Origin of the sequence: Dendronalium sp. ChiSLP03b (assembly GCF_034531165.2) — a bacterium.
Classification (GTDB): Bacteria; Cyanobacteriota; Cyanobacteriia; order Cyanobacteriales; family Nostocaceae; genus Dendronalium; species Dendronalium minutum.
The window spans coordinates 14,045-38,574 of sequence record NZ_JAVRBR020000054.1; the positions used below are offsets into that span (position 1 = coordinate 14,045).

Here is a 24,530-nt window from a genome sequence, read left to right on the forward strand (position 1 = left end):
GGAGCCAGTTGGTTGCGGGGGTTCCCATGGCAGTTCTTACCCTAGTCTGCGGCAAGCCGCTTTGTGTCTACGGGAATGCTAAGAGCGAACAAGTCGGCTTTGCCGACGGCAGTTACTTCAACGGAGGTAACCTCACGCCAGTTCTCTCAAGTCGGCAGAGCCTTGACACTCGTTCGCGTAGCGTCTCCCCTTGGGAGAAGACTCGCGCTTCGCTGCGCTAACGGCAGTCGCTCATGGGGGAAACCACGCCAGATGCTCCACTTGGGGAGACCCCAAGACCGCGCTGCCTTACCACGAGACTGCCTCCTCGTCGTGCAAACTGGCGTTCAGGAGTCATATTGAAGAACTGTATGCAAAAGTCTCAATAATTCCTGCACTGTATAAGGTTTAGGCAAAAAGGCTATGTACCCAGATGCTTGATTAATTGGTATCTGCTCGCTTGTTGCTAATCCGCTGACAGCAATTATCGGTAGTTGCGGATTTATATTTTGTAATGCACAAATAGTCGTTGCTCCATCCATATTCGGCACGATCGTATCGATAATCGCTGCGCTAATTTTATCTTGATGTTGAGCGTAAATTGCCATTGCTTCCACGCCATCGCTAGCATTAATCGTTTTGTAATTATGATTTTCCAGAGAGGTGGTTATCTCTCGAATAGCAGCTTCGTCATCGACTACTAAAATCCATTCACCATATCCGGTTGGCATTTCTATATTCTCTAATGACTGGTTTGTATCTGTATGCACAGCTGGCAGATATACCTTAAATTTTGTGCCTTTACCTACGCAACTTGACACTGTGATAAAACCACCATGCCCTTTAATAATTCCCAGTACTGTTGACAGTCCTAGTCCTGTACCATTACTAAATTGTTTAGTGGTAAAAAATGGTTCAAAAATTTTATCTAATAATTCATTTTTAATGCCTAATCCTGTATCACTGATAGTCAGAACGATGTAAGTTCCAACTTGGGCATCAAGATGCATGATTGTATAGTTTTTATCAATAAAAATATTCTCTGCCGTGATTGACAAGTTCCCACCATCTGGCATAGCATCACGAGCATTGAGGCACAAGTTCATGAGTACTTGATGCAATTGGGTACTATCACCGCAAACAGAAAACAAGTCTGTCTGGATTTCTGTAGTAATGACAATTGTTTTGGGGAATGTTTGTTGGACGATTTGCTGCATTTCTAAAATCAAATGCTTTATTTGAAGCACTGTGCGATCGCCTTCGATTCCCCGCACAAAGGATAACACTTGTTTGACTAAGTTCGCACCACGTTTGGCGTTGCTTTCTACGATTGAAAGTATCTGCTGAGTATTGCGATCGCTGCATTTATTTTTGAGCAATTGCACTGACATGACAATTGGTGACAACACATTATTTAAATCGTGAGCAATACCACTGGCAAGAGTACCAATACTCTCCATTCGTTGAGTGCGGAGAAATTGCTTTTCCAGTTGTTTTTTCTGGGTAATATCTGTGTCAACAACTAATATCGATTTGGCTTGAGAATGCTCATCAAGTACCAGTGTCCAGCGACTTTCAACTGTGATTTCTGTCCTAGATTTGCTAATTTTTTGCAATTCTCCTCGCCAAGAGCCATTTTTTAAGACGCTGTTGTAAATTTCTCGGTACTGCGGCAAGGCTTTGCTGTAGAATAGCTGATTGGCATTTTTATTTATAGCTTCTTCTGCCTTCCAGCCGTAAATATTCTCGGCACTTTTATTCCAAAATAAAATTTTGTTGGACAAATCTTGCACGACAATTGCATCTGTAGTGATATCCAGCAATGCCGCTTGTTCGCGGATCTGATGTTCTGCTTGCTTGCGTTGACTTATATCTTCAACTATATAAGCAAATTTTGGATGCTTACTAGAGCTAATTGCGATCGGCGAGACTGTTGCCGATAGCCATATTTGTCCTTGGGGAGTATCGAAAGAATATTCAAACCTAACAGGTGATTGGGTACGTTCTGCCTGACGGTAATAATGAATCCACTGGCTCAAATGCTTGTCTGTCGCACCCATTTCTCGCGCTAGGCGATTTTGCATTGCTTCTGGAGTGAGTCCAAAAAATTTAGCTGTAGCAAGGTTATCAGCAATATGCAATATGTCATTATCCACCAATTCCACGATTCCCATCATCATCGGCGCACTGTTGAAGAAACTGTGGAGAATACACTCGCTTTGGTGTAGTGCTTCTTGTGTCTGCTTATACTCTGTTTTGATGCTTGCTAGCTCCCCTAAATTTCGCCGGATCTCTAGTTGTCTAACTACCAAACGGCTAATCGATTGCAGTGCTTCCACTTGCTTTTGACTGATTTGGCGTGGTGTGCGGTCTATCACACACAGCGTACCGATCGCTTGCCCTCCTGGTACTATCAAAGGTACGCCAACATAAAATCTCGCGTAAGGTTCTGAGGTGACTATTATTTCTTTTGCAAACCGTTCGTCGGCCAAGATGTCGGGAACAATCAAAGTCTTTTTTTGCTGGATACAAAATCGACACAACGCTAGATCTACGGGTATTTCCTGGATATCCAACCCTACTTTGGCTTTGAACCAATGACGGTTAGCGTCAATCAAATTAATCAAGGCTATTGGTGTGTCACACATCTGCGCGGCTAAGGACACCAAATCGTCGAATGCTTGTTCCGGCGCAGTGTCGAGAATTTGATACTTATGGAGAGCCTCAAGCCTTGCTGCTTCATGGTTACACACTGAAGATTGCATCAAATTTTTCCTACGATTAGTGAATTACAAATTACCCTCGTGTTGCTCACAGTTATTTAAATGTATGAAGCAGGGAAGGTATAAGAGTGAGGTACATGCGATGAGTCTGGTTTTAAATACCATACACATCTACCATATTGGTAGCTCAAATGAGAAATTTGCTCCCCGGTCAATCAAGCCTTCTTAGCACTTACCTGAATGAAGTTACTCTCAAAATTATTTAAAAGTATTAAGAAAAAACTTGTAAAATGTTTTCATTATATCGCTATTATATGGTAACTACTCCTAATCGTCATTACAAAATTTACTATTAGTGTCCAACCTATTTGGAATTGATTTGTGCTACAGCAATCCTAAATCATTCGTGAAAAATAAGATACCCAACTTCTTTGAAAAGTCGGGTATTTATGGCTTTCAATTCTAACAAATCAAATAGGACTGCTATTGTAGTAGTTTCACCAATAGAGTTGCCATTCACCATCGTAATAGATTCCATGTCCTTGTAACGTAATTCTCTCATCATCCATATAAACTTGCTCAACAGGTGCAATTTGATGAAGTGAATGACCAGAGTGGATGACAATTTTGCCAGTTTCGTAGGCATGGAAAGTTTGCTTTCTGGAACTTTGCATCTCTTCTACTTGCGTAACAAGGCCTCGATTATAGGCATCGACAAATTCCTCATACTTTAAATGCCAAACATTCAAGCCACCGCCACAGTGAGGAAGTTTAATCGGCAATGTAAATGAAATCGAACGAGTAAAATCAACTTTATTCACGTCCTGCCATTTAAGATTTTGATATTGCAAATCAAAGTGAACTGATGCTGTTGGCTTAGTAAAGATTGCTGGAAATTGCCAAATATGAAATCCTGGAATAGCAAAACTTTCTGTATATTTAGTTGATGCTTTTAAATTTTGCTCAATAGCATCTTGAATTAGTTGATAAAGCCAACTAAAATTTTGCTGGAGAATTAGATTATATTTTTTTGCTCTCTGATAATAATCATTATTTATATCAGCTAGTTCCGAAAAATCGAGATAGCTGGCTGCTCCTAAAGTGAAAAAATTAGCTTTTCCTCTTTGAATCCAAAACTGCTTTAGGTCATGAATACCAGCCCAAACTTTTTCACACTGTGCTTTTGTCAAAATTTCTGCTACGAGAATTTCTTCTGTGAAAATTTCTTGAGGCTGACTGGGATAAATACTCTTTGATTGCACAGAAAATACTCTGGCATCATTCTCCGCAGCATCGCCATTCATTAGCAGTGCCAATAATGAATCGGTAATCTGACCATCAGCTCTTTTATCGTAGCCGTCATATCCTGGCATGGGATTGACTTCCAGACACCAGAATTGGTTATCATCAGTCACTTTAAAATCCCACCCAGCAAACTTTAACCCAAAGGCAGCAGTGGCATCAACAATTTGCTGGCATAAAGACTCAGGTAATTGAAAAGCTGCATAATCGGCATCTTCAAATGACTGGCGGTAGTCAACTTCCAAGCAGCGAATCAACTCAGCATGAATGCTATTACCGACTACATGCGCCCGAACATCTACACCAGCAATATATCTTTGTAAATGCACAGGCCCTTGAGAGGGGTGAAAGTCGATAAATTCTTCTGGTTGTACTAGCCGACTGTCAGCGCGAATACCAGATGTAGTCTTGACAATTGTTGTTGATTCGGCGGCAAAAGCAGCTAACTTTTCGGCATTAGAACTGGTAATACTGGCTGGAACTTGGAAACCAGAGTATTGCAAGCAATACTCGTGCAGTGGCTTAGAGAAGTTGTCAGAACGACCACCAGGACGATTAATAACTGTGCCTGGAATATATTCTAGCCATGCAGTTAGAGCTGTCATTAAACCGCGCCAACGCATTGCTAAGCTAAAATCAGATTGCACAGATGAAAGGTCGATAATGCGGCAATAGTAGGAACCTTGGGGATCGAGTTTGTATTTTTCTCCTGCAACCCTGATGTAACTACATCCATCGTCAGGGAGGGTTAAGTGCCAGTCTCCTTCCAGAACTACAGCTCGCAGGTTGATTGCTTGTATTTGGATACCACGCCGAGTAGCTTGGGATACGAAATGACAGAAAGTGCGATCTGAGTCAAGTCCAATTGCGTAAATCATGGGAAGAAAGCCTTAATAAGTGCTGGTGCTAAGAAATGCCAGACAAACTGTACTTGTTGCATTGATGGAAATGGATTGACGCGAAATAGAGTAGAATTCTCTAAATTGGGGGAAATGCTCCAGATAACAACTCCAAATGTCATTTCCAGCCGTTGAATTATGGAGATACTTTGGCGTTCAAGTTGTAAATGCTCTAATGGTGCTGTTGTGCAACGCCAAGCTTGCTCGCCCAAAACAACAACCATCTCGTAAGCTGGGTCAGAATCTGAGTAATGAGCGCGATAAGGCCCTTCACCTTCAGGAATTTCTGGCCACGGGGTATCTATAAATGTTGTCAGATCCTGCACATTCCATTGTTGGTTCACAAGTTCCTGGGGTGGGGCGGGGGGATACAATGAGAAAACTTCCATACCCTTGGGACTCAAACCGGCTCTGTGTGAAGTGAGAACTGAGGAATTTGCTGCACGTCCCCAAGCACTGAAGGGAGTGGGGCGATTGATAACAGTTGATTTCATGAGTGCAGCCGCCGCCCATAAAGTTGCCAGACACTCACCATACTGAAATGAAGTATCGAAGTCTTCACGAATAGTAGATGGTGCTGGCATCCGCAGTAGAACAGGAATGTCAGGAGTCACAATTGCACATCCAGAATCAATGCTAACTGTGAACAACTGTGCTGCTTTGCATACATCGAGAATTTCGGCAACAAATCCTTTTTGTTTGGCGAAATTGACAATTTCAATGGCGAAACGATCGCCGCGATCGCCAACAATAATCAAATCCATATATAATTCCTATTTAATCTCGTGAAATTGTTTAGAGACGCGCCATGACGCGTCTCTACTATTTATCTAATCTGCGTTCCTTTAAAAAGGACATTGGATGGCACAGTGTTCAGTGGCTGATTCAGGATCGGTTGGTTGTCGCGGATCAAAGGATCGGGATTGCTGACTTTGTTGAATAAACCTGCTTCAGGGCAAGCATCACAAGCATCTTTGCCTTTGTCAGAAGCATCCTTTCCTTTATCAGAAGATTCTTTACCCGTACCACCGTCATTACCTTGTAGGATAACCGGAGATATTTTTATCCTGTTCAAATTTTGCAGAGTATCACGTCTGGCATCTGCCGTGATGAATGGCTGAACTTTTTGGCTAGAAGCAACTACACCAAGTTGTGTAGCTGACTGTGCAACAGCCCCACCTACCGCCGAAAGCAATACGGTAGGAACAGTAAGACTCAGCATTAGCAATAAACGACTAGATAAAGCAGATTTGAGATTCATAAGTAATCTATCCTTAGGTTGTTTCCAAATTGACCGACAACGTCAGAGAATAATTGCGTTGTCATAACTCTCCATAGGTCAGCTGGCTTGGTTTTATGCACGTGATAAAATGAACAACCCTATAGACACAGAAATTAATGCTGAAAGTCTCTATTTTTAGGCTTTATATCAAGCAATTATAAAGACGTAGAGTCAGCGTTGAATCAACTGATATCTCGCAAACAACTGTTAATTGCTTATCTCGTAAATATGAGCAGTGAAATAGGAAATAAAAATCGGTATTAATTACTGTAGGCTGCCAACAGCTTTTCTAAAATTTTATTCCCTGGAATAAATAAAATTTTTTTAATGCTAGATGATTCAAGCCGGAATCATCTGGTTAAAGAATGTACTTATTAGTAAATAAGAAAATCAAAATTTGAGGAGATCGAATTTGATGTCACTACAACAGGTTAATGCTTTTTATGAAGTTTTGATATCAGATCAAGCTATTTACGAACAATATTTGAAGAAGTGTTGTCGTCGAGGATTTTTCGGCAGCTGCCATTGGGATAAAACTAAAATTGTCAATTTTGCTACTACTATTGGCTACAAATTCACTGAAGATGAGCTAGCTCAAGTATTGTTTGAAGACGAGGCGAGCTTTTGTGATAGTTCGCTGAACTTGGCAGCACACGGGCAATTATCTTAAAAATATAGCGGTTCTCAGTTGAGTGCAATACGCCCTTGATTGCGAAGTCAGGAGTCAAGAGCCAGGGTAATTATATATCCTGGCTCTTGTCTGCTTTAAGTTGGGTATATTTCATTTCACCCGATGATAGGTCGAGAAAGGAGAAAATGAAAATACTTTTTTAAACCTTGTACGAATTCAGGTAGGAAAAGTAAGAAAAGTAGGAAAAGTAGGATATTTTGTAAAATTATTTACTTTACAGTTAATATGCTGTAAGCTGCTGTGTTGTTAGTTTGCAAGAGCTAAAAGTGATTATAACTGCGATCGCTCAGCAGCTTAGTACAATTCAAAACGCTGACCGAATTTACGTACTCCAATCATGATGCGACAGTTGTTTAAACAGGTATTAGGAAGAGATTTATTGAATTACAGCAGAATTCACAAGTAAAACACATGCTTTCTGCTTAGCTTTGACACTTAGATTGTGTACTTCACCAATTTTAAAACTGCTGTAATTATTTGTAGTTATTCTAATATCAACAACAGAGTTAACAGTTAATATCAAAAAAACTACTTTTCTTACGTTTCCTACTTTTCTTACTTTTATCTAAAAACTGTTTTATATGTATGTTGAAATTGAATTTAAATTTTATAAATTCTTCATATAATTTGCTTTAAAAAAGTTGTATTGTAATAAACATAGTGAATTTTAAAGACCTGACCAGCATCGTCATATACATTAGTTGACTAGCAATTTAGAACAATGTAGTGTACTTAAAAGCCGGTGTATACTAGTTGTTTAGAGTAGCTGTAAAATTTTTGTAATCTGAAAGTATTGGTTAGGTAAATGAAGTAATTTCACTATTACAATTATAGTAGTTTGGAAAGTTCTGGCAGCGCAACTAGTGGTTTGGTAAAGTTCTGACAGTACAGCCTAATACTGCTATCCTGTGGAAAATATACTTTTCACTATTTCTATATACTCTGTTTTAGACAGTGTGTAAGAATCTAATAGCATAGGAAAGATTGTTTAAATTCTAAATTTAAATGGAAGGGTTTAGGAAAACCCTTACAACATTTCCTAGATGCTGTGAAAAGTTGTGTGGTAAGTTGCTCCTTAAGTTCTGAGCAAAGGATTCCTTTGCTCAAACTTTTATTCATATCCACAAATAAACTTAAAATTTAAAATTCTTATTGTCTCCTCTATCGACCTATCATCGAATGAAATGATTGGTCGATTTCTGTTAATGAATACAATGAATACTAGGGTGGCGATCGCCAGGGTCATTTAAGCATTTTTCTCTTAGCCTGCTCCATGCAGTTGCTCTACTTGAGAGGATATTTGCACAATTTTATAATATGACAGTTGTTTTAATTTGGTTACCGATCAAAGCAACTGGGTGCTTTCGGTTTAAATGTCTTAAATGTCTAATTAGTTGTTTAATTGTCTAACCAAGTTTTAATACTCTCTTTACATAAGAATTACTAATTTCCAATCGTGAATTAATTTTATTTTATTAAAAATGAGTCAAAGCCTTTTCAATTAATGAGCGGCTACAAAATTTTTATACAATCCCATTTTTTCTGCTTTTTTGTATTTTGTTACTGCTTTTCAACTTTTGAAGCGTTGTAACTGCGCCAAATTCTTTGTGCGCGATCGCACTTAGGCAAGCTTCACTTAATTGAATTTTTATGTCAGCAACATAGCAAGTTACAGCATACTAACTATTTTGTAAAATTATTTACAAAAATAAACTACTTTTATTACTTAACTTACTTTTCCTACTTTTCCTACTTTTCTTACTTTAAATTTATCCAAGGTTTGATGCTGTAAAGCCTACGAATTCAAATTGCAAGCAAATGCTGTCACCTTGAGCAGCTATAAATGGTTTTCTTCCTAAGTCAAGAAATTAAGGTAACTTGTAAAACTAGTATTTAGTCAAAGTTACCGTATGATAACTTACCGAATGACATTTTTCTCTTGCTTCTGATATCCTAAATTAGTGTTTATTGATACTAGAAATAAAGGAATACGAGAAAGGTCATCCTACGTATAAAATAGAAAAAATCTCACCCCATCCTACGCGGACACTTCTCTGTTTATGATTGGGTGAGGTTTTTATATTATGTCCTTTCAAATAACCATCATTGCGATCGTGCCCCTCGGTGAAGCAAGCTACGCGAAGCGTTTCATTGAGGCAGCTTCTCGTAGAGAAGGGAAGCAATTCCAAAAACCTTGCGACTGTGTCGTTTCACTTCGTTCCACTTGCTTCGGACATATTAAGGGCGATTTGCCAGATATCATAGTTTAGATGTTGATAGTGCATAGATGAAATACTCTTACACCGACTGCAAACATTACGGTATAGGTTTGTTAGTCGTTGCTGATAACCAAAAAATATTAAATTCTGCCTAACAGTTGACTACTAGTTGATAAAAAGTGTCATTATATGCAACAGTAAAATCTATGACATACCGTCAAACCAAACTGTAGACAGTAGTTTGAAATGTTCTACTTACCACCTTTTTCAGTATTTTTAGGAAAAAAAATGATAAAGTTTCGCTATATATGTTTAACTGTTGCAACTGCGGCAATAGTATCCCTGAGTGCCTGTAATAATACGCCGACAGCAGAAAATCCCTCCGCGCCAGCTGCTAACTCCAATCCTCAAGTTACAGAGGCAGCTAGTAGCAGCACTCACAGCGGTCATGGTGGTAAAGCGAAAGTTAATATTAACAGTGCTATCTTGTCAGAGTTAGATAAGTTTGAAGCCAAGCTAGGAATCCCGGCTTTATCGAACAAAATTCAGGCGAATCGTCCCTACGCCAATCCAGAAGCTTTAGTTACTAAAAAAGTTATTACTCAAGAACAGTTCGATCAAATTAAAGACCAAGTTACTACTCAGGAAGTGGTACTCACAGGTGAAGCTAAAGATGTTGACTACATGACTAAATTGGGCTTAATGAAAGGGCATCTTTTAGTAGCACAAGAACTACTAGATAAAAATCAGCCCAAGCAGGCAGAACCTCATATTGGGCATCCAGTTGAAGAGATTTACGTTGATGTAGAAGACCAACTTAATGAGCGCAAAGTTAAAGAATTTAAGACGACTTTGGTAAGTTTGCAAGATTTAGTAAAATCCAAACCCAAAGATGCCAAAGTCAAAACTGATTTTACCTCTTCAGTGCAATCAGTTGATGGAGCGATCGCAGCTTTGCCAGAAGCTCAACGCTCGAAACCTGGATTTGTGCTACAGGTAATTAATGGGTTACTGGATGCTGCTAACTCAGAATATGGTGCAGCGATCGCAGATGGCAAAATATCCGCAGCAATTGAGTATCAAGATTCACGTGGCTTTGTCACCTACGCCAATGATTTATACAAAGGGATTTCAAGCCAAGTAGCTAAACAAGATACCCAAGCAAACAAAGCAATTGAAACTAGTTTTACTGAACTACTCAAAGTTTGGCCCAGCGTCATTCCACCAAGCACACCAGTAAAAAATCCTGATGACGTTACTAAGCTGGTGAAAACCATTGAAGAAAACTCTCAAAAAGTGGTTGATAAATCTAGCGCTCAAGCCCAACGTTAGCACTTTGAACTTAATGGGAAGTAAAGAGTAAGGAGTTTAAAATAAGTGAGGAAATAGTTAGGAGTTAAAAGTTATGAATTTTTAACTTCTAACTCCGATCTCATTGCGCTTTATTTGTAACTTGAGTTGATAACTGATGCAAGAGCTTGACCATCACAAGACCATTGACCTACTGAACGCCATTATGGAATTTGAACTAGCAGGAGTAGTGCGATATACACATTATTCCTTGATGGTGACTGGTCCTAATCGCATTCCGATTGTAGATTTCTTCAAGGCGCAGGCGAGTGAATCTCTGCTTCATGCCCAACAAGTAGGAGAAATTCTTACAGGTTTGGATGGGCATCCCTCTCTAAAAATCGCTCCAATGGAAGAAACCTACAAGCATACAGTCAAGGATATCTTGGCAGAAAGCTTATCTCATGAAAAGAAAGCGCTGGATCTGTATAAAAGTCTGCTAGAAACTGTCAGCGATGCCAGCATCTATCTTGAAGAATTCGCCCGTGGCATGATTGGTCAAGAAGAGATGCATAATCTCGAATTGAAAAAGATGCTACGCGATTTTAGCTAAGAGTCAATAGTCAAGAGAAGCCAGCGCTACGGAGGAAAACCCATCCGCAAGCGACTGGCTTTCAACAGTCAATAGTTAATAATTTGAACTTAGGACTGTTGACTTTGTACTATTGATTTTGGACTGTTGACTTGCGACTGTTGACTTTGGGACTAGAGATAATGGATTTTAGTATTGCTTTACCTACTTTTGTAATTACACTCCGAGAAGGAGTGGAAGCGGCGCTTGTTGTGGGAATTGTCCTGGCTTTGTTAAAAAAAGCCAAACAATCGCGGCTCAATCCTTGGGTATATGCTGGGATCGGCGTTGGTATTGCTGTCAGTGCGCTGGTGGGTGTGTTATTCAGTGCAGCGACGCAAGCACTAGGCAAAGCTTATCCGCAATACGCGGGAGTGATTGAACCAGCGTTAGAAGGTTTGTTTAGTGTATTAGCGATCGCTATGCTCAGCTGGATGCTAATCTGGATGACTAAACAAGCCAGATTTATGAAAGCGCAAGTCGAAGGAGCTGTTAACAGCGCCTTGACACAAAACGGCAATGCAGGATGGGGTATTTTTAGTTTAATTTTTATAGCTGTCCTGCGTGAAGGATTTGAAACCGTTCTGTTTATTGCTGGTAGTTTTCAACAGGGATTATTTCCCACTATTGGCGCTGTAGGCGGTTTGCTAGTAGCAGCGGCAATAGGTGTGCTTTTATTTAAATGGGGTGTCAAAATCAACATCCGTGTGTTTTTCCAAGCGATGGGTGTTTTACTAGTGTTGATTGTTGCTGGATTAGTGGTAACGGCACTGCAACGTTTTGACGAAGCCTTTGCCAGTGTAGCTCTCAGCAACCGCGCCTCACAAAACCTGTGTTTTTATTACGAACACTTTACCAAAGTCCACTCTTGCATTTTGGGGCCTATGGTTTGGAATACTTCCAATATCTTGCCCGACGAAAAGTTCCCCGGTATTATTTTCAAAGCTTTGTTTGGCTACAGAGAAAATCTTTATGTTGTACAAGCAGTTGGATATGTAGTATTTCTAATTACCGTCGGCGGTCTATATTTTCGCAGTCTTGGTGGTGGTTCTCCTCAAGCTTTAAAGAATACCCCAGCTAATCAAAAATCAATTAGTACTGCCAAGGAATAAGAGCAACAATTGTTAAAAGGCAGACGAAACAATCTAAATAGAATCAGTTGGTTAAATCTTCTCTGCCGCCAACAAATCTTGTTTGAGTTGCTGACAAGCTTTTTCAATTGCATCTATACTACCTGGGTTCACTAATCCGTAATAGCTAAAAATATAAATTCTATTATTTTTAGTTGCTTGTAGTTTTTGCCAAAAAGCTTCTTTTTTAAAGGATTCTAAAACAGCTGTTTCTGAACTTCCTTGGGGCGGATTAACTACAATAATTACCTCTGGGTTTGCTTGTACAACTTTCTCAGCCGATAGCGTTACGTACCCACCAATTTGACTTTGACCTTGTAATTCTGCTGCTAGATTTTTTGCCTGGAATTTTGCTAGTAATTGTCCAGCCCAACTGTTTTTATTGGGTGCTAAAATCGGTTGCTGACTAACCAGCACTAAAGTGGAAGGACTTTGAGTCAGCTTATCTGGTAAAAAAGTTTTATAGCGATTTAACAAAGGCTGAGGATCGGCATCAATTGATTTGGCAAGTTTTTTAGTCAGTTCTTCTAAAGATTTCCAACTCTTCACTTGGGTGAGAAAAGTAGGAATTCCTAGTTGTTGGAGTCTTTGAATTGGTTGATTAGAAAAACCTTCTGCACCAATTACTAAATCTGGTTTGAGGGCAACAATTTTTTCTAAATTAGGAGGATTTTGCCCCTCGCTGACATGGGGAATATCTTTAAATCGGGGGTCGTTTTTAAATAATGTGCTGCCAGTAATACCTACGAGCTTTGTTTTATCGAGTTGATAAATAATATCAGTAGTCAGAGAGGATAATGCTACGACTCTTTGAGCAGATTCTTTTGGTAATTGTGGCGATTTTGTATTAGGTGTTTCCGTAGTCGCTTTCACTGTTGCTTGCGGCTGTTGAGTAGTTGCAGTAGTACAGGCAACTAAAAATATACTCAAAAAAATTGCTAAAGCGGATAATATCCAACAACGATACATATGCCAAATTACCTCGCAGCTACAGATAAATCTATAAATATCAGCACCACATTTAAAATTAGCAAATGTAGTTATGATTTCGCTGCTCAAGCTTTGTAAATATTCCCTGCTTATTTTTTATTAAAATGCTTCGTATCATCAAGCAAGAAAGTGTATATCCAACAATGCTCGCAACGTATAAAATATAACTAGTATTGTTACTGGAATAAGAATAAATAAAAAGACGAGTACAAACACAAGTCAAAATTTTCTAAAGAATACATGACTGTGCTACTCGCCGTGAGGTATACAAGGTTAATTAAGAAAAGCTTTACTTAATATATAGTAATAGTTTCAGAAAGTATTGTTTAATAGATCACAATTTTTCTGTTCTTTAAAATTACTACTAGTAAGATTTTTTACTCCCATTAATAATTAATAAAACCTTTATTTTTTATTTTTCACTGACTAAAGTAATATTTTCATCGTACTAAAGTCCAATCTTCTGGTGTATTACAGTTAAAAAGAATTTCTGGTGCTGGTAAGGGCAAGACTTCTACAAGATACTGTTTAAGCCATTGCTGAAACGAGCGCCCCCCTTGGTTGATAAACTCTAGGAGTTGGGGCAAACAGCGACGGCGATAAAAACCACACAGAGGTTCCCAGCCTTTAGGATGATGGGCCAAAGCTGCGATCGCTTCATCTTCCACATTACCAAGTCCAGCCGCCCATGCTTGCAACACCTCAACTTGTAACCGAGGCAAATCGCAAGCTAGTAGCAGCACCCATTCCGTTTCTACTTTTGCTAATCCTTGAGCAAACCCCACAAGTGGCCCGTTGGTGGTAGAGGTAAGGGGGGTAACGGAATTTTCTGTATTTTCCTGTATTCTTACCTTTTCGTTTACTAAAGACACTTCCTTAATAAACTCACAATGAGGTAAAAGCAAATGTTGATAGCGTTCTGGCCAGGGAGTCACAACATAAACAGTATTGGCACAACTTTCCGCAATATTACAAACTCGCTGCAATAACGTTACACCTTTAATAGGAAGTAAGGCTTTATCCCTACCCATGCGAGAACTTTTACCGCCTGCTAAGACTATGACACTTAATTCGCTGTGAGTTGTCATTTTCATTTATCTAATTGAGATAAATTCCATTAGTTATCTAGCTCGTAAAATGTAATACATACACCAGCTACATCAATAATCGCAAACTCCTTCATTCCCCAAGGTTTTGTTTGCAACTCGTCATTCGGATGAATTATTTGTCCGTTCTTGGCTTGAAATTCCTGATACAGTTGCTCAATATTATCAACTTGGATGCGAAATGTTGTCCCTTCTGCAAGGTGTTGGTCATCATTCCTTAAAAGAAAAATTTCTGCTGAGTCACGTTTGACAACCGCCATCGTGATTGGGTTGCCTTCTTGATGAATTGTTCTAAAACCAAGTTGTTGTTCGTAGAAAGCGATAGATTTTTCCATATCGCTGCCAGCCGGAATCATGGGGCTGATGTTTTTCAGTACAGGCAATTTACTCATGGTTATACGTTCAGCATTCAAAATCATCCCCTAGTCTGGCTTTGCTGTACTTGCTGCAATAACTGCTCTAAACTTTCTGCGGGTGCAAGACACTTTAAACCTTGGCAAACTAACCCGACGCTATTCTCTGGTAAATCCGCTACCACAGCAAACACGGCAGCAGGTAGATATTTGGGGATGAGAGTATTTATCTGCCCAGTTGTGCTGCGAATTAAGGTAGAGTTTCGATACCAATCTAAGGCTACAAACAAGCTGGGGCAAGCTTGGGCAGCGGTACGCATCACACTATTAAAAGCTTTCAAGCCTTGCTCGGCTAAATCCAAATAATGTAGATTGTCAGTGAGTAGAGCAAGACGAACTAAGTTAGCGATCGCTATGCCGTTAGCCGATGGTGTAGCATTATCCGCATAACTACGCTCGCGCACAATTAAATCTTGACTGGCATCACTAGATGTATTGTAGTAGCCACCTAATTCTACACTCCAGAGAAATTCGTTAAATTCGTCTTGAATTGCGATCGCCTTTTCTAACCAGAAAGATTTCTGACTAAAAGCAGCTTGGTGTAAATCTAATAGCGCTTTAATAAAAAAAGCGTAGTCTTCAGACTGTGCTAACACAGTTGCTTGACCTTGATAATTGAGTCTGTGGAAACGTCCATTTTCTAACTGATTTTCCAAAATAAAGTTAGCTGCATGTGTGGCTAATTCCAAGTACAACGGTTCCTCGAATACCCCAGCAGCTCTCGCTAACCCAGAAATCATCAAACTATTCCAAGCCACAATCATCTTTGTGTCCGTCACCGAGGGAATACGGCCAGGCCAATTGTGGGTTTTTGCTTCTTGGTTATTACGTGCGGGCGGAAATATCGCTAGTGATTCTGGTGTATTACCATAGCGAGCAGTGAATAACTTTATTAATGCGGTTTCTAGATTTGTACTCAATTGCCCTGCATTACGCCTTTGCAGTACATTTTTGTCTTCAAAGTTACCGTTAGCTGTGACTGTAAACTCATGTTGTAATTCCGTTAGTTCTTCAAGCGTTAATAGTTGTGCTAGTTCGCTGTAACTCCAAACGTAGAAAGCTCCTTCCTCTGGCTCTGCTTCGTGAGGACTGGTGAAACTATCGGCATCTTGAGCAGCATAAAAGTACCCTTCCGGGGCAGTCATTTCTCGTTCTAGCCATTGCACAGTACCAGCTACCGCCCTAGCAAATGCAGGTTCTTGGATACCAGCACTCCATAAGTTCGCTAGATACTCTACAATCTGACCATTGTCATAGAGCATCTTTTCAAAGTGAGGCACTGTCCAAGTGGGATCGACAGTGTAGCGATGAAAACCACCGCCCACATGGTCATAAATACCGCCCAAGGCTAAATCTAGTCCGCGTTGGGTAGAAATTTGCTTACCATCATACCGAGATTCTCGTTCCCAATCGGAGCCAGGAGACAAAAACCGAGATCCCCGCAAGGCAAATTCTGCATAGGGAATCATTGGGAAGCTATTGCCGTATTGATTTGGAGTAATTATGCCCGCACTGGTTTCCCAGCCTTTGCGGAGTAATTCATTATCTTGATCTGCTTGGGTAGCGCCGTCTTGCAATACCGCAGAAGTGAGCAGCGACTCAATAATTAGTGCTTTGCGTTGGCGCAAATCTTCTTTTTCTGTATCGTAATAGCGGCGGAGCGCTTCTAACACTTGCAAAAAGCCGGGACGACCGTAGCGCGGCTCCATAGGGAAGTAAGTACCAGCGTAAAACGGCACTAAATCTTCTGGAGAAAGAAAAACGTTTAAAGGCCAACCCCCTTGACCGCTCATCATCTGCAAAGCCTGCATGTAGATGCTGTCCAGGTCAGGTCTTTCTTCCCTATCCACTTTTATAGGCAAGAAATTGGCATTCATGTACTCGGCAATAGCTGGGTCGGAAAAAGCTTCGCCTTCCATGACAGTACACCAGTGGCAACTGGAATAACCAATGGAGAGAAAAATAGGTTTATTTTGCGCCCTTGCAGTTGTGAGAGCTTCGTCACACCAAGGCCACCAATCAATTGGGTTTTCAGCGTGTTTGCGGAGGTAAAGACTCTTAGCTTCAGCAAGGCGATTAGTCATGATTCAAATGCAGATAGTTGCCTTCTTTGCCCAGTCTACCTTGTTCGTGGCATGAGGAAGCAAGGGAGCAGAGGAGCAGAGGAGCAGCAAAGGAAAGTAAAGATAAAACTCCTAACTCTTGTACAGACGCGTAGACGCTCGTAAGAGCGGCTTCTCGTAAGAGTATAATCGCGTCTGTACTCTTAACTCAGCACTGATAAAGCACTCACTTGAAAGAGCTCAATAGCAGGCTGACTATTGTTACTGGCGTTTCTGGTCTGGGTGATGTTACCTGTGTCTGAACTCTAGTGTTTGGGCTAAGTCCTGCTATCAGGTGGAGTATGAAGGTAATTATGGCGGCTTGCACAAGTTTTTCTCGCATGGCAGGTCTCCCTTGGTTGATAGCATTTCAAGCAAGATTTAGTTACTGTAAATACAAGTCGTACTATTGGTTTATCGGAATTTGACGAGAATAACTGAACAATTGCTCACAAAAATCCTAAAGAAATGTTTAAAAAATTACCAATAGCTGACAAAAATTCACTAGCACTTATTCAGTTAGTAATCTAGTCGCTATGCTACAAAAATTGTGTAGCAAAGCCCTATTCTCAAGGTTGGCGTAGACGCACAGCAGCTTGTCCTAGACATGGCTAGAGATTTTTAACTGCTTCCTCCCTGAATAGATGAGGATGTTTCTTGGGACGTTTGTAACTATAAAAAGTGCCCATAGGGATTTATTACATCTGCCAAAGTACAGAAGAACTTAACCAACTCTTGGGTCAAGACCACAATACGAGCCTAAAGGACTCCTAGCTTTCCTAACTTTCAACTAGGGATAATGCATAGAGGAATAAGCTTTTGGGCGTTTCATCTGTCGTAATGACTTTGCAAATAGGTAGTTTATGGTTTCAATTCGCTAGAATCCTTGTAATACAAAGGTTTTATAATAGTTTAAGTAATACTTGAAAAACTTTGAATGACTAACAAGGAGAGAAAGATAATATAGTGTGAGCAAGAGTGAGCATTCAACGAATATGTCACTGAGTATAATAGCATACTAGTAATTTATGACTAAACACTGAAAATAATGCTTTTGAGCATTAGATGAGCGTTTTACAGAGACTAATGGTTGAAAGTATTGATTTTAGAGGTTTGTAAGCCCGTGCAAAGGAAGTATCTAGCCAAAATTTTCGTAACGCTTCGCCCTTCGGTCTTAGACCCTGCTGGTGTGGCTGTACAATCTGGTCTTCAGCAAATGGGATACGATAACGTTGAACAGGTGCGGATTGGTAAATACATCGAACTACTCATTACCTCGACAGAAGAGAAAAAAGCGCGTCAAGACCTCGATCGCATCTGTGACCAAATGCTAGCAAATACGGTGATTGAAAATTACCGCTTTGATTTGATAGAAGTTGAAACCCAGACGGGAGTGTTTTAGGGACTGGAGATGAGAAAGCAAGGGAGCAGGAGTGCAGAAGGGCGGAGGGGCGGAGGGGCAAAGGTGAAAAAGACTGTATTGAAATTAGTTTCTTTCCCCCATCTTCTTTGCTCCATATCCCCCCATCCTCTTCTTCACTCAATACTCAGCACTCTTCACTACTGACAACTGACAAATGACTAAATTCGGCGTTGTTGTTTTTCCAGGTTCTAATTGCGATCGCGATGTTGCTTATGTAACCAGAGACTTGCTGGGGCAACCGACTCGCATGGTTTGGCATCAAGAAACGGATATTGCTGATTTGGATGTGGTAATTATACCTGGTGGTTTTAGTTATGGGGATTATTTGCGTTGCGGTGCGATCGCACGGTTTTCGCCTGTGATGCAGCAGGCGATCGAACACGCCCAAAAAGGTAAGTTTCTCCTCGGTATTTGTAACGGTTTTCAGGTATTAACTGAAGCTGGACTTTTACCAGGAGCACTGACAAGAAATCGAGATTTGCATTTTGTATGCGATCGTGTTCCCTTGAAAGTGGAGCATACTAATACCTTCTGGACGCAAGCTTATACAGATAGTGAAATTATCACTCTGCCCATTGCCCACGGAGAAGGTCGATTTTATGCCGATCGAGCAACTTTATCAGAGATTGAAGATAACGGGCAAGTGATTTTCCGCTATGTTGGGGAAAATCCCAATGGCTCGTTGAATAACATTGCCGGAATTTGCAATCGCCAGGGCAATGTTTTGGGAATGATGCCACACCCTGAAAGAGCATCTGATACCATGCTAGGGGGCAGTGATGGGTTGAAATTGTTTCAGGGTTTGTTAGAAAAGGTAGCAGCTTTGGTGTAGATTTCTTCACATCTTAATAGCGAACAAAGTTAGGGACACAGCAACGCTGTATCCCTTTTTTGTATAGGGATGCATAGAATTCTGTAAATAGTTTTGTCAAAATTAGCTACTTTTGTTAATACCACCTCACATCTGACTTTTCTCAAATTGCTTCAGTATTCACAATCACTATAATATCTAACCGAACTTGATAAATTGCTAATTAAAGAACAATTTAGACAAAGGCAAATTTATACAATTGCGTGGATTATCTAATGTCTATTTCGGAATCCATAAAAAATTTTATTAAATGGATACAAGCTTTTGATAATCGTATTTTACAAAATGAATATGATGTGGAAACAAAGTTTGTTTTGCCAATGTTTCAGTATCTTGGCTATCCAGATAAATGTCGGCAGAGTAAATATCCTTTAAAAAGATCTAACTCTGAAATTTCTGAAAAAAAGCTAGAAATTGCTCTGATTTATTTTGCTACTGACAATCTTATTAAACAAAATGCAGATACCTCATTAATTATTGTTATCTGTCTAGAACCACACACAACTAATTTTCAACAAGCTATTGAACAAGCGAAGTTTTATAGTAAATATCTAAATCCTATATTGTTTCTCATTACTAATGGTTATCACATAAATGTATTTAAACATCATCATTACCACACAGAAGAATCTACTTTTGATATAAATATAAATTTACTTATAAATCATGATGTAGGCTCTGATTTTTATAATAAATTAAGTTTTGACTCTCTTAAAAACTTTGACAAAAATGTAAATAAAGTTTCTAGATACACGAAAATTAATTTACTAGAAAAGTCTATTAAATACCATTCAAATTTAAACGCTAATTTAGCTACAACTGATTTTCAACCTTCTATTAACCAGGAAGGAAATCATTTGATTGTTGTGAAGTCTAAGGTTTTAATAGAGTGCAATTTGCCTAAAGCTTTTTCTGATGGGAATTGTAATATACAGTTCAGTAGTCTTATTTTAAGAGGTTTAAAAATTAATTTAAATCATAAATATATTTTAGGTAAATTAACTACAGGACTGAATACTCAGCCACATTGGGGATGTCGTCAATTTATAAAACAGCTAGATAACAATATTTTTGAAATATTTTTAGGACAAACAACAATAATTTTATCAGAATTAGAAACTTTAGAGTTGTGTTTCTGTATTGATATAGTTTGCCGAGAATATAAAAATTCCATAATTGATTTTGAAACTACTTTGGAAACCTGGAAATTTGAATTTGTTGATATTTTTGGTATTCGTGGTTTTCATCTTTTTTCTGTAGACTCTAAATTATGGGATTTAATGCAGAGGTTCGCTAATAAATTTAATTATGCTCAAGGAAAATCAGAATGGCATTTATTCCATCAAGAAGACATATCAATTCGTGTCAGTCGGGGAATTCGCGATCGCGCCTTTATTTTCCCTAAAAATGATGCTGATATCACTCATATAATATATGAAATAAATGATACTCATTTACAATTTCTTGAAAGAGGAGATACTTCGTGGCGACAAGAAATTGGACCACTAGGCATTTGGACAGCAAAATATACCAAACAGTGGTTACTAGAGAAATATATTCCCAAAGTTCTTGATTATTACTCACAGCAATTTAAATTATCTAAAGAAGAATTGCTGAAAAGTCTAGAAAAATATCAATGCGAGCTAACTCCTATTGAAAAAATTAATGATATTAAAGAGTTAATCCCTTATCTTCACGATATACAGTCTTGGCTAAATATTTATTTTGAAAATATTGCTACTTCAGTTTTGCACGCATATTACCGAGCATTTACAGATTTGGTGCGGAATACTGATTCTTCGGTAACAGGTATAGACTATATTACAGGCAACTTGCGTAGGGTAGAGTGGGGAAATGCACCAGAGAAATTCTCCCACAATTCAATAGATTGGACAAACTGGAATTTTAAAGATGCGATAAATTGTTTAGATCGGCAAATAGCTAGGTTAAATACTTGTGAATACGAGAATAGTTTGAAAGCAGATTTAATAACTCGGACATTTATCTGGATTATAGAAAACGGAAAAATCTGTTTTTCTCAAGCGCAGTTAAATGCTGCCAAACAAGCTTTACTGCCACTCTGGGAACAGACTCGCTTTGAGATGCGCCATGTGTCTCCTAATCGATAAAGCTATATAATCCCCTGTAAATTCAACACAAATCCAGGTAGGACATTTTCCCCTGATAAGCTAGCAGGATTTTCTAAAATCTCTACATTTTTACCTGGACGATAAATTTCTACTCGCTTGTTTTTGCGGTCGATTAACCAACCTAATTGAACGCCATTTTCAATATATTCTTGCATTTTCTCCTGTAAGTCTTTTAGGGAATCACTTAGAGAGCGTAACTCTACCACAAAATCAGGACAAATCGGAGCAAATTTTTCTTGTTGTTCTGGAGTTAAAGCATTCCACCGCTCAATTTTTACCCAAGAAACATCAGGAGAACGTTCTGCACCATTTTGTAAGGTGAAGCCAGTTGAAGAGTCAAAACCTTTACCTAATTTAGTCTGTTTATTCCAGATTCCTAACTCAACAACCATATCAAAGTTACGGTTGCCAGTATCACTACCTGTAGGTGGCATAATTAATAATTCCCCTGATGCTGTACGCTCAAATCGATAATCGCGGTTTTTCTGACACATCTGGAAAAATTGATCGTCAGTCAACTCAATTTTCAATTTCAGGGTAGGAGGCAAAGTGGTTGTCGTGGTATCCATGGGCTATTCTGAGCATCTTACTTTCTAGTTTAGTGCTGTGCGAGTTGCGATCGCTTAATGAGGTGATGAAAAGCGATCGCATTTTACCTATTAAATAAATTTGTCTACCCATTCGGTGCAGCTTTACCTAGATAGATTTGCTTAGAACCTTTGGAAATAGAAATCCAGCCAAGGCTTTGTAAGCGGTTAATTAAATTAGATATTGTGATACCAAGCTCTTCTTTAATTGCATAAAGATGTTTCCAATTAGTTAAATCACGTCCTCTTTGCACTTCTTCTAGCTTAAAGAGTGGCATGAGAAAGCAACTTGCAAAATACTGAGCTTGCCATTCAATTCCTTGCTGAGTACTAACACTGCGGCATAAAAAGGGTTCTACAGTTTTTTCAATACCCATTTCTTGGAGTTCTAAAAATCTAGAAACCTTATTTTGATCTATATGAAGTATCCAGTGTCCAATTTCGTGAGCGATTGATGACTCTTCAAATCCTTGAGGTAGGTCACGATGATTTTCATTCATTATAATCTTACGTTCGGTGGGTAAAATCATAGCTGCAATCGCTCCATACTCATCAGCAGGTATTTCCCCACAATCCATATCCAATCCTAAAGCTTCCGCCATGTAACCAGCATCAATTGGCCATTTGAGAGGATGCTGGCGCTTTGCTTGTACATACATGAGAACGTCTGTTGCTCGACGCTCAATGTCATTTTTGTGAATGAAGCGATACGGCTTAATAACTTTTAACTCTGATTCATCTTTGAGAATCAAGGAATGCTGTTTGCTCACCGTTAACTCTACTTCTCCTCACCTTCTGATTTTGTTGTTTCTCTCAGTAACTTGTGAGCGAAGTCAGGCTCATCCCTCATTCGGCGCAGTAAAGCAGGCATTTGCTTATACTTCTTGACCAAATCCTCAAAAACTTTTGTGTCATCAGGTGTAATTCGACCAGCAAGATGCCTTAGCTCTTCTTCATTCAAAAATATTTTTGGCAGAAATATTTTTACTAAATATTCCTCAACCTAACTTAATCTGCTTTCGACTGACTCCCAGAGTAGATAATGAAATAGGAAATCGGTTAAGTTGGCGGTTTAGTCAGAAATTTGCTGATATTATAGTCATTTTTGCAGATGGTAATTTCTGGGTTTTAGCTAAACCCGATCAACCAATGCCAACTTTAGATGAATGGCGAAAAGCTTTAGCAGAAATTCAAGAAGATTTGAAAAAAGAGATTGGCGATCGCTACTATTCAATCCAATGGGTAAGCCAACCACATATATCTGCTGATATTCTTTCTCAACTGGCTATAAGAATATTAAAAATTAGACGACCATTTTCATATTTTACTATTCCATTTAACAACCTTGAAGTTAGACGAGAAGCAAAAGTTTGGGCAGAAGCAATTGAAATTACAAATATTTCATACCCAGCTATTGCTATAACCGTTCGTAGTTCTTTTGTCTTCAAAGGAAAGTTGTCTGATTTTTACGATAATCATCCTTATAGACAAAATCCAAGAGATTTATTAATTGGTTTAAATGTTCGAGATATTGAAAATAATAGTTCAGCTACTATTGTAGATATAGAAGGAACTGTTGGTGAGCGTGAAGAAGAATTGCTCAACTATAAGCCTGCATCAACCAGTGAAATCGCTATTCGTGAAGCACCTAGAGATCAACCTGTTGTAGTTGTGCAGTTTGGTAAAAATAAAATACGGTATCCTTATGCAATGGCTGCTCTTATTCCTTGTATCACAGAAGAAACTGCCAAACGATTTGATGTAAACTATGGGGATTTACTCAAAGAAGCTAAGATTCCTTATCAGGAGCGACAAAATAGTTTGGCTTCATACAAAAAAGAAGCTGCATTAGCTTTAAGTATTTATGGATTTGTATTATCCGAGAACTGTATTAATAGTAGAAAGAGCGGCAATTGCTCTGAATTATTCTTGCCACTAGAATTTAAGCTTGAAGATACTCAACTTCTATTTGGAAAGGATAAATCTGGTCAAAATTTTATAAGTAGAAGAGGAGATGTCCTTAAAGGACTATCACAAGGAGGCGTTTATCGTCGTCAGTCTCAATATGAAGATAAAGCAACACCGATTCGCATTACAGCTTTGAAGCTTTGTGATTTAAAGGTAGATCCTTTTATTAGGGAAGTTCAGCAACGTCTAAAACGCTATGGTTTTGAGAGTATAATTGTTCATCGAGTTGGTGTATCAGTAAGTAGTTCAAGTGTCTCTGATGATAGAGAAAAAGTTGAACAAGCTATTAATGAATTAATGGCGATTCCTACTGACATTGTTTTGACATTTCTACCTCAGAGCGATCGCCATGCTGATAATAGTGATGATGGTAGCTTTTATTCTTTTATTTCTTCACGCTTACTCCGCCGAGAAATTGCTAGTCAAGTAATTTATGAAGAGACATTAAAAAATACCAGCAATTATGGCAATACCCTTCATCAGGTAATTCCAGGAATTCTAGCAAAATTAGGAAACTTACCCTTTATTTTAGCTGAACCTTTAGAAATTGCTGATTATTTCATAGGCTTTGATGTTTCCCGAATTTCTAAAAAGAAAGGGTTTGGAAGTAGAAATGTTTGTGCGAGTGTGCGTCTTCAGGGGGCGACAATAAAGCTAAAGTGCTTGCTGTATAAGCTTCATAGCCCTTAAACCCCTGAGATAAAAGCTCTGCTTATTGCGAATGGAACCAACCAGTTCCTCGACCCATTCTTGACACTCATTCCAAGCTATTAT

The 24,530-nt window shown here is 39.0% G+C and carries 21 protein-coding genes; 10 read left to right on the forward strand and 11 right to left on the reverse strand.

What is annotated here, in order from left to right:
• The first annotated feature begins 26 nt into the window (after positions 1-26).
• On the forward strand, positions 27-221 hold the full coding sequence (locus RMY31_RS13960) for a hypothetical protein (RefSeq protein ID WP_322664411.1): 195 nt from the start codon (positions 27-29) through the stop codon (positions 219-221).
• A 105-nt stretch (positions 222-326) separates the two neighbouring features.
• Here RMY31_RS13960 and RMY31_RS13965 read toward each other — a convergent pair whose 3' ends face one another.
• From RMY31_RS13965 to RMY31_RS13980, 4 genes are all read right to left on the reverse strand, one after another.
• Complete coding sequence (locus RMY31_RS13965; RefSeq protein WP_322664413.1) at positions 327-2,744, reverse strand: PAS domain S-box protein; 2,418 nt, start codon at positions 2,742-2,744, stop codon at positions 327-329.
• Positions 2,745-3,199: 455 nt separating this feature from the next.
• On the reverse strand, positions 3,200-4,882 hold the full coding sequence (locus tag RMY31_RS13970; RefSeq protein ID WP_322664415.1) for a hypothetical protein: 1,683 nt from the start codon (positions 4,880-4,882) through the stop codon (positions 3,200-3,202).
• Positions 4,879-5,667 carry a hypothetical protein gene (locus RMY31_RS13975; protein WP_322664416.1) on the reverse strand — a complete coding sequence of 263 codons (789 nt, stop codon included), beginning with the start codon at positions 5,665-5,667 and terminating at the stop codon, positions 4,879-4,881. Before RMY31_RS13975 ends, RMY31_RS13970 begins: the two co-directional genes overlap by 4 nt.
• A 62-nt stretch (positions 5,668-5,729) precedes the next feature.
• A complete protein-coding gene (locus tag RMY31_RS13980) occupies positions 5,730-6,164 on the reverse strand; it encodes a hypothetical protein (protein WP_322664419.1) in 435 nt (144 codons plus the stop codon).
• A 436-nt stretch (positions 6,165-6,600) separates the two neighbouring features.
• Here RMY31_RS13980 and RMY31_RS13985 point away from each other — a divergent pair, with 436 nt between their 5' ends.
• The 5 genes from RMY31_RS13985 (at position 6,601) to RMY31_RS14005 (ending at position 12,128) form a co-directional block, all read left to right on the forward strand.
• A complete protein-coding gene (locus RMY31_RS13985) occupies positions 6,601-6,855 on the forward strand; it encodes a hypothetical protein (RefSeq protein ID WP_322664421.1) in 255 nt (84 codons plus the stop codon).
• Positions 6,856-8,960: 2,105 nt separating this feature from the next.
• On the forward strand, positions 8,961-9,146 hold the full coding sequence (locus RMY31_RS13990) for a hypothetical protein (protein WP_322664423.1): 186 nt from the start codon (positions 8,961-8,963) through the stop codon (positions 9,144-9,146).
• Positions 9,147-9,383: 237 nt separating this feature from the next.
• Positions 9,384-10,427 carry a helix-hairpin-helix domain-containing protein gene (locus RMY31_RS13995; RefSeq protein ID WP_322664425.1) on the forward strand — a complete coding sequence of 348 codons (1,044 nt, stop codon included), beginning with the start codon at positions 9,384-9,386 and terminating at the stop codon, positions 10,425-10,427.
• Positions 10,428-10,563: 136 nt separating this feature from the next.
• Positions 10,564-10,998, forward strand: a complete 435-nt coding sequence (locus RMY31_RS14000) for a bacterioferritin (RefSeq protein WP_322664427.1) — start codon at positions 10,564-10,566, stop codon at positions 10,996-10,998.
• Between the two features lie 161 nt (positions 10,999-11,159).
• A complete protein-coding gene (locus RMY31_RS14005) occupies positions 11,160-12,128 on the forward strand; it encodes an FTR1 family protein (RefSeq protein WP_322664433.1) in 969 nt (322 codons plus the stop codon).
• 51 nt (positions 12,129-12,179) lie between these two features.
• Here the strand turns inward: RMY31_RS14005 and RMY31_RS14010 are convergent, their stop codons facing one another.
• The 4 genes from RMY31_RS14010 to RMY31_RS14025 all read right to left on the reverse strand — a co-directional run bounded on the left by RMY31_RS14010 (position 12,180) and on the right by RMY31_RS14025 (position 16,739).
• Positions 12,180-13,115, reverse strand: coding sequence for an ABC transporter substrate-binding protein (locus RMY31_RS14010; protein WP_322664455.1), 936 nt, complete (start codon positions 13,113-13,115; stop codon positions 12,180-12,182).
• Between the two features lie 461 nt (positions 13,116-13,576).
• Positions 13,577-14,224, reverse strand: a complete 648-nt coding sequence (locus tag RMY31_RS14015; protein ID WP_322664436.1) for a molybdenum cofactor guanylyltransferase — start codon at positions 14,222-14,224, stop codon at positions 13,577-13,579.
• Positions 14,225-14,253: 29 nt separating this feature from the next.
• Complete coding sequence (locus tag RMY31_RS14020) at positions 14,254-14,634, reverse strand: VOC family protein (RefSeq protein ID WP_322664438.1); 381 nt, start codon at positions 14,632-14,634, stop codon at positions 14,254-14,256.
• A 23-nt stretch (positions 14,635-14,657) separates the two neighbouring features.
• Positions 14,658-16,739, reverse strand: a complete 2,082-nt coding sequence (locus RMY31_RS14025) for a thioredoxin domain-containing protein (protein WP_322664440.1) — start codon at positions 16,737-16,739, stop codon at positions 14,658-14,660.
• A gap of 1,141 nt (positions 16,740-17,880) precedes the next feature.
• On the opposite strand from RMY31_RS14025, the gene purS reads away from it, so the two are divergent.
• From purS to RMY31_RS14040, 3 genes are all read left to right on the forward strand, one after another.
• Positions 17,881-18,159 carry a phosphoribosylformylglycinamidine synthase subunit PurS gene (purS, locus tag RMY31_RS14030; protein WP_322664457.1) on the forward strand — a complete coding sequence of 93 codons (279 nt, stop codon included), beginning with the start codon at positions 17,881-17,883 and terminating at the stop codon, positions 18,157-18,159.
• Positions 18,160-18,334: 175 nt separating this feature from the next.
• The gene (gene purQ, locus RMY31_RS14035; RefSeq protein WP_322664441.1) at positions 18,335-19,012 is read left to right on the forward strand and encodes a phosphoribosylformylglycinamidine synthase subunit PurQ; all 678 of its coding nucleotides are present in this window, start codon (positions 18,335-18,337) and stop codon (positions 19,010-19,012) included.
• 254 nt (positions 19,013-19,266) lie between these two features.
• Positions 19,267-21,180: a type I restriction enzyme HsdR N-terminal domain-containing protein gene (locus tag RMY31_RS14040; RefSeq protein ID WP_322664443.1), complete on the forward strand. Its 1,914-nt coding sequence runs from the start codon at positions 19,267-19,269 to the stop codon at positions 21,178-21,180.
• Between the two features lie 2 nt (positions 21,181-21,182).
• Here the strand turns inward: RMY31_RS14040 and RMY31_RS14045 are convergent, their stop codons facing one another.
• From RMY31_RS14045 to RMY31_RS14055, 3 genes are all read right to left on the reverse strand, one after another.
• A complete protein-coding gene (locus RMY31_RS14045; RefSeq protein WP_322664445.1) occupies positions 21,183-21,770 on the reverse strand; it encodes a Uma2 family endonuclease in 588 nt (195 codons plus the stop codon).
• Between the two features lie 104 nt (positions 21,771-21,874).
• The gene (locus RMY31_RS14050; protein WP_322664447.1) at positions 21,875-22,558 is read right to left on the reverse strand and encodes an ImmA/IrrE family metallo-endopeptidase; all 684 of its coding nucleotides are present in this window, start codon (positions 22,556-22,558) and stop codon (positions 21,875-21,877) included.
• A gap of 8 nt (positions 22,559-22,566) precedes the next feature.
• Positions 22,567-22,749 carry a hypothetical protein gene (locus RMY31_RS14055; protein WP_322664449.1) on the reverse strand — a complete coding sequence of 61 codons (183 nt, stop codon included), beginning with the start codon at positions 22,747-22,749 and terminating at the stop codon, positions 22,567-22,569.
• Positions 22,750-22,757: 8 nt separating this feature from the next.
• Here RMY31_RS14055 and RMY31_RS14060 point away from each other — a divergent pair, with 8 nt between their 5' ends.
• Positions 22,758-24,446 carry a stem cell self-renewal protein Piwi gene (locus RMY31_RS14060; RefSeq protein WP_322664451.1) on the forward strand — a complete coding sequence of 563 codons (1,689 nt, stop codon included), beginning with the start codon at positions 22,758-22,760 and terminating at the stop codon, positions 24,444-24,446.
• Positions 24,447-24,530: the final 84 nt, after the last annotated feature.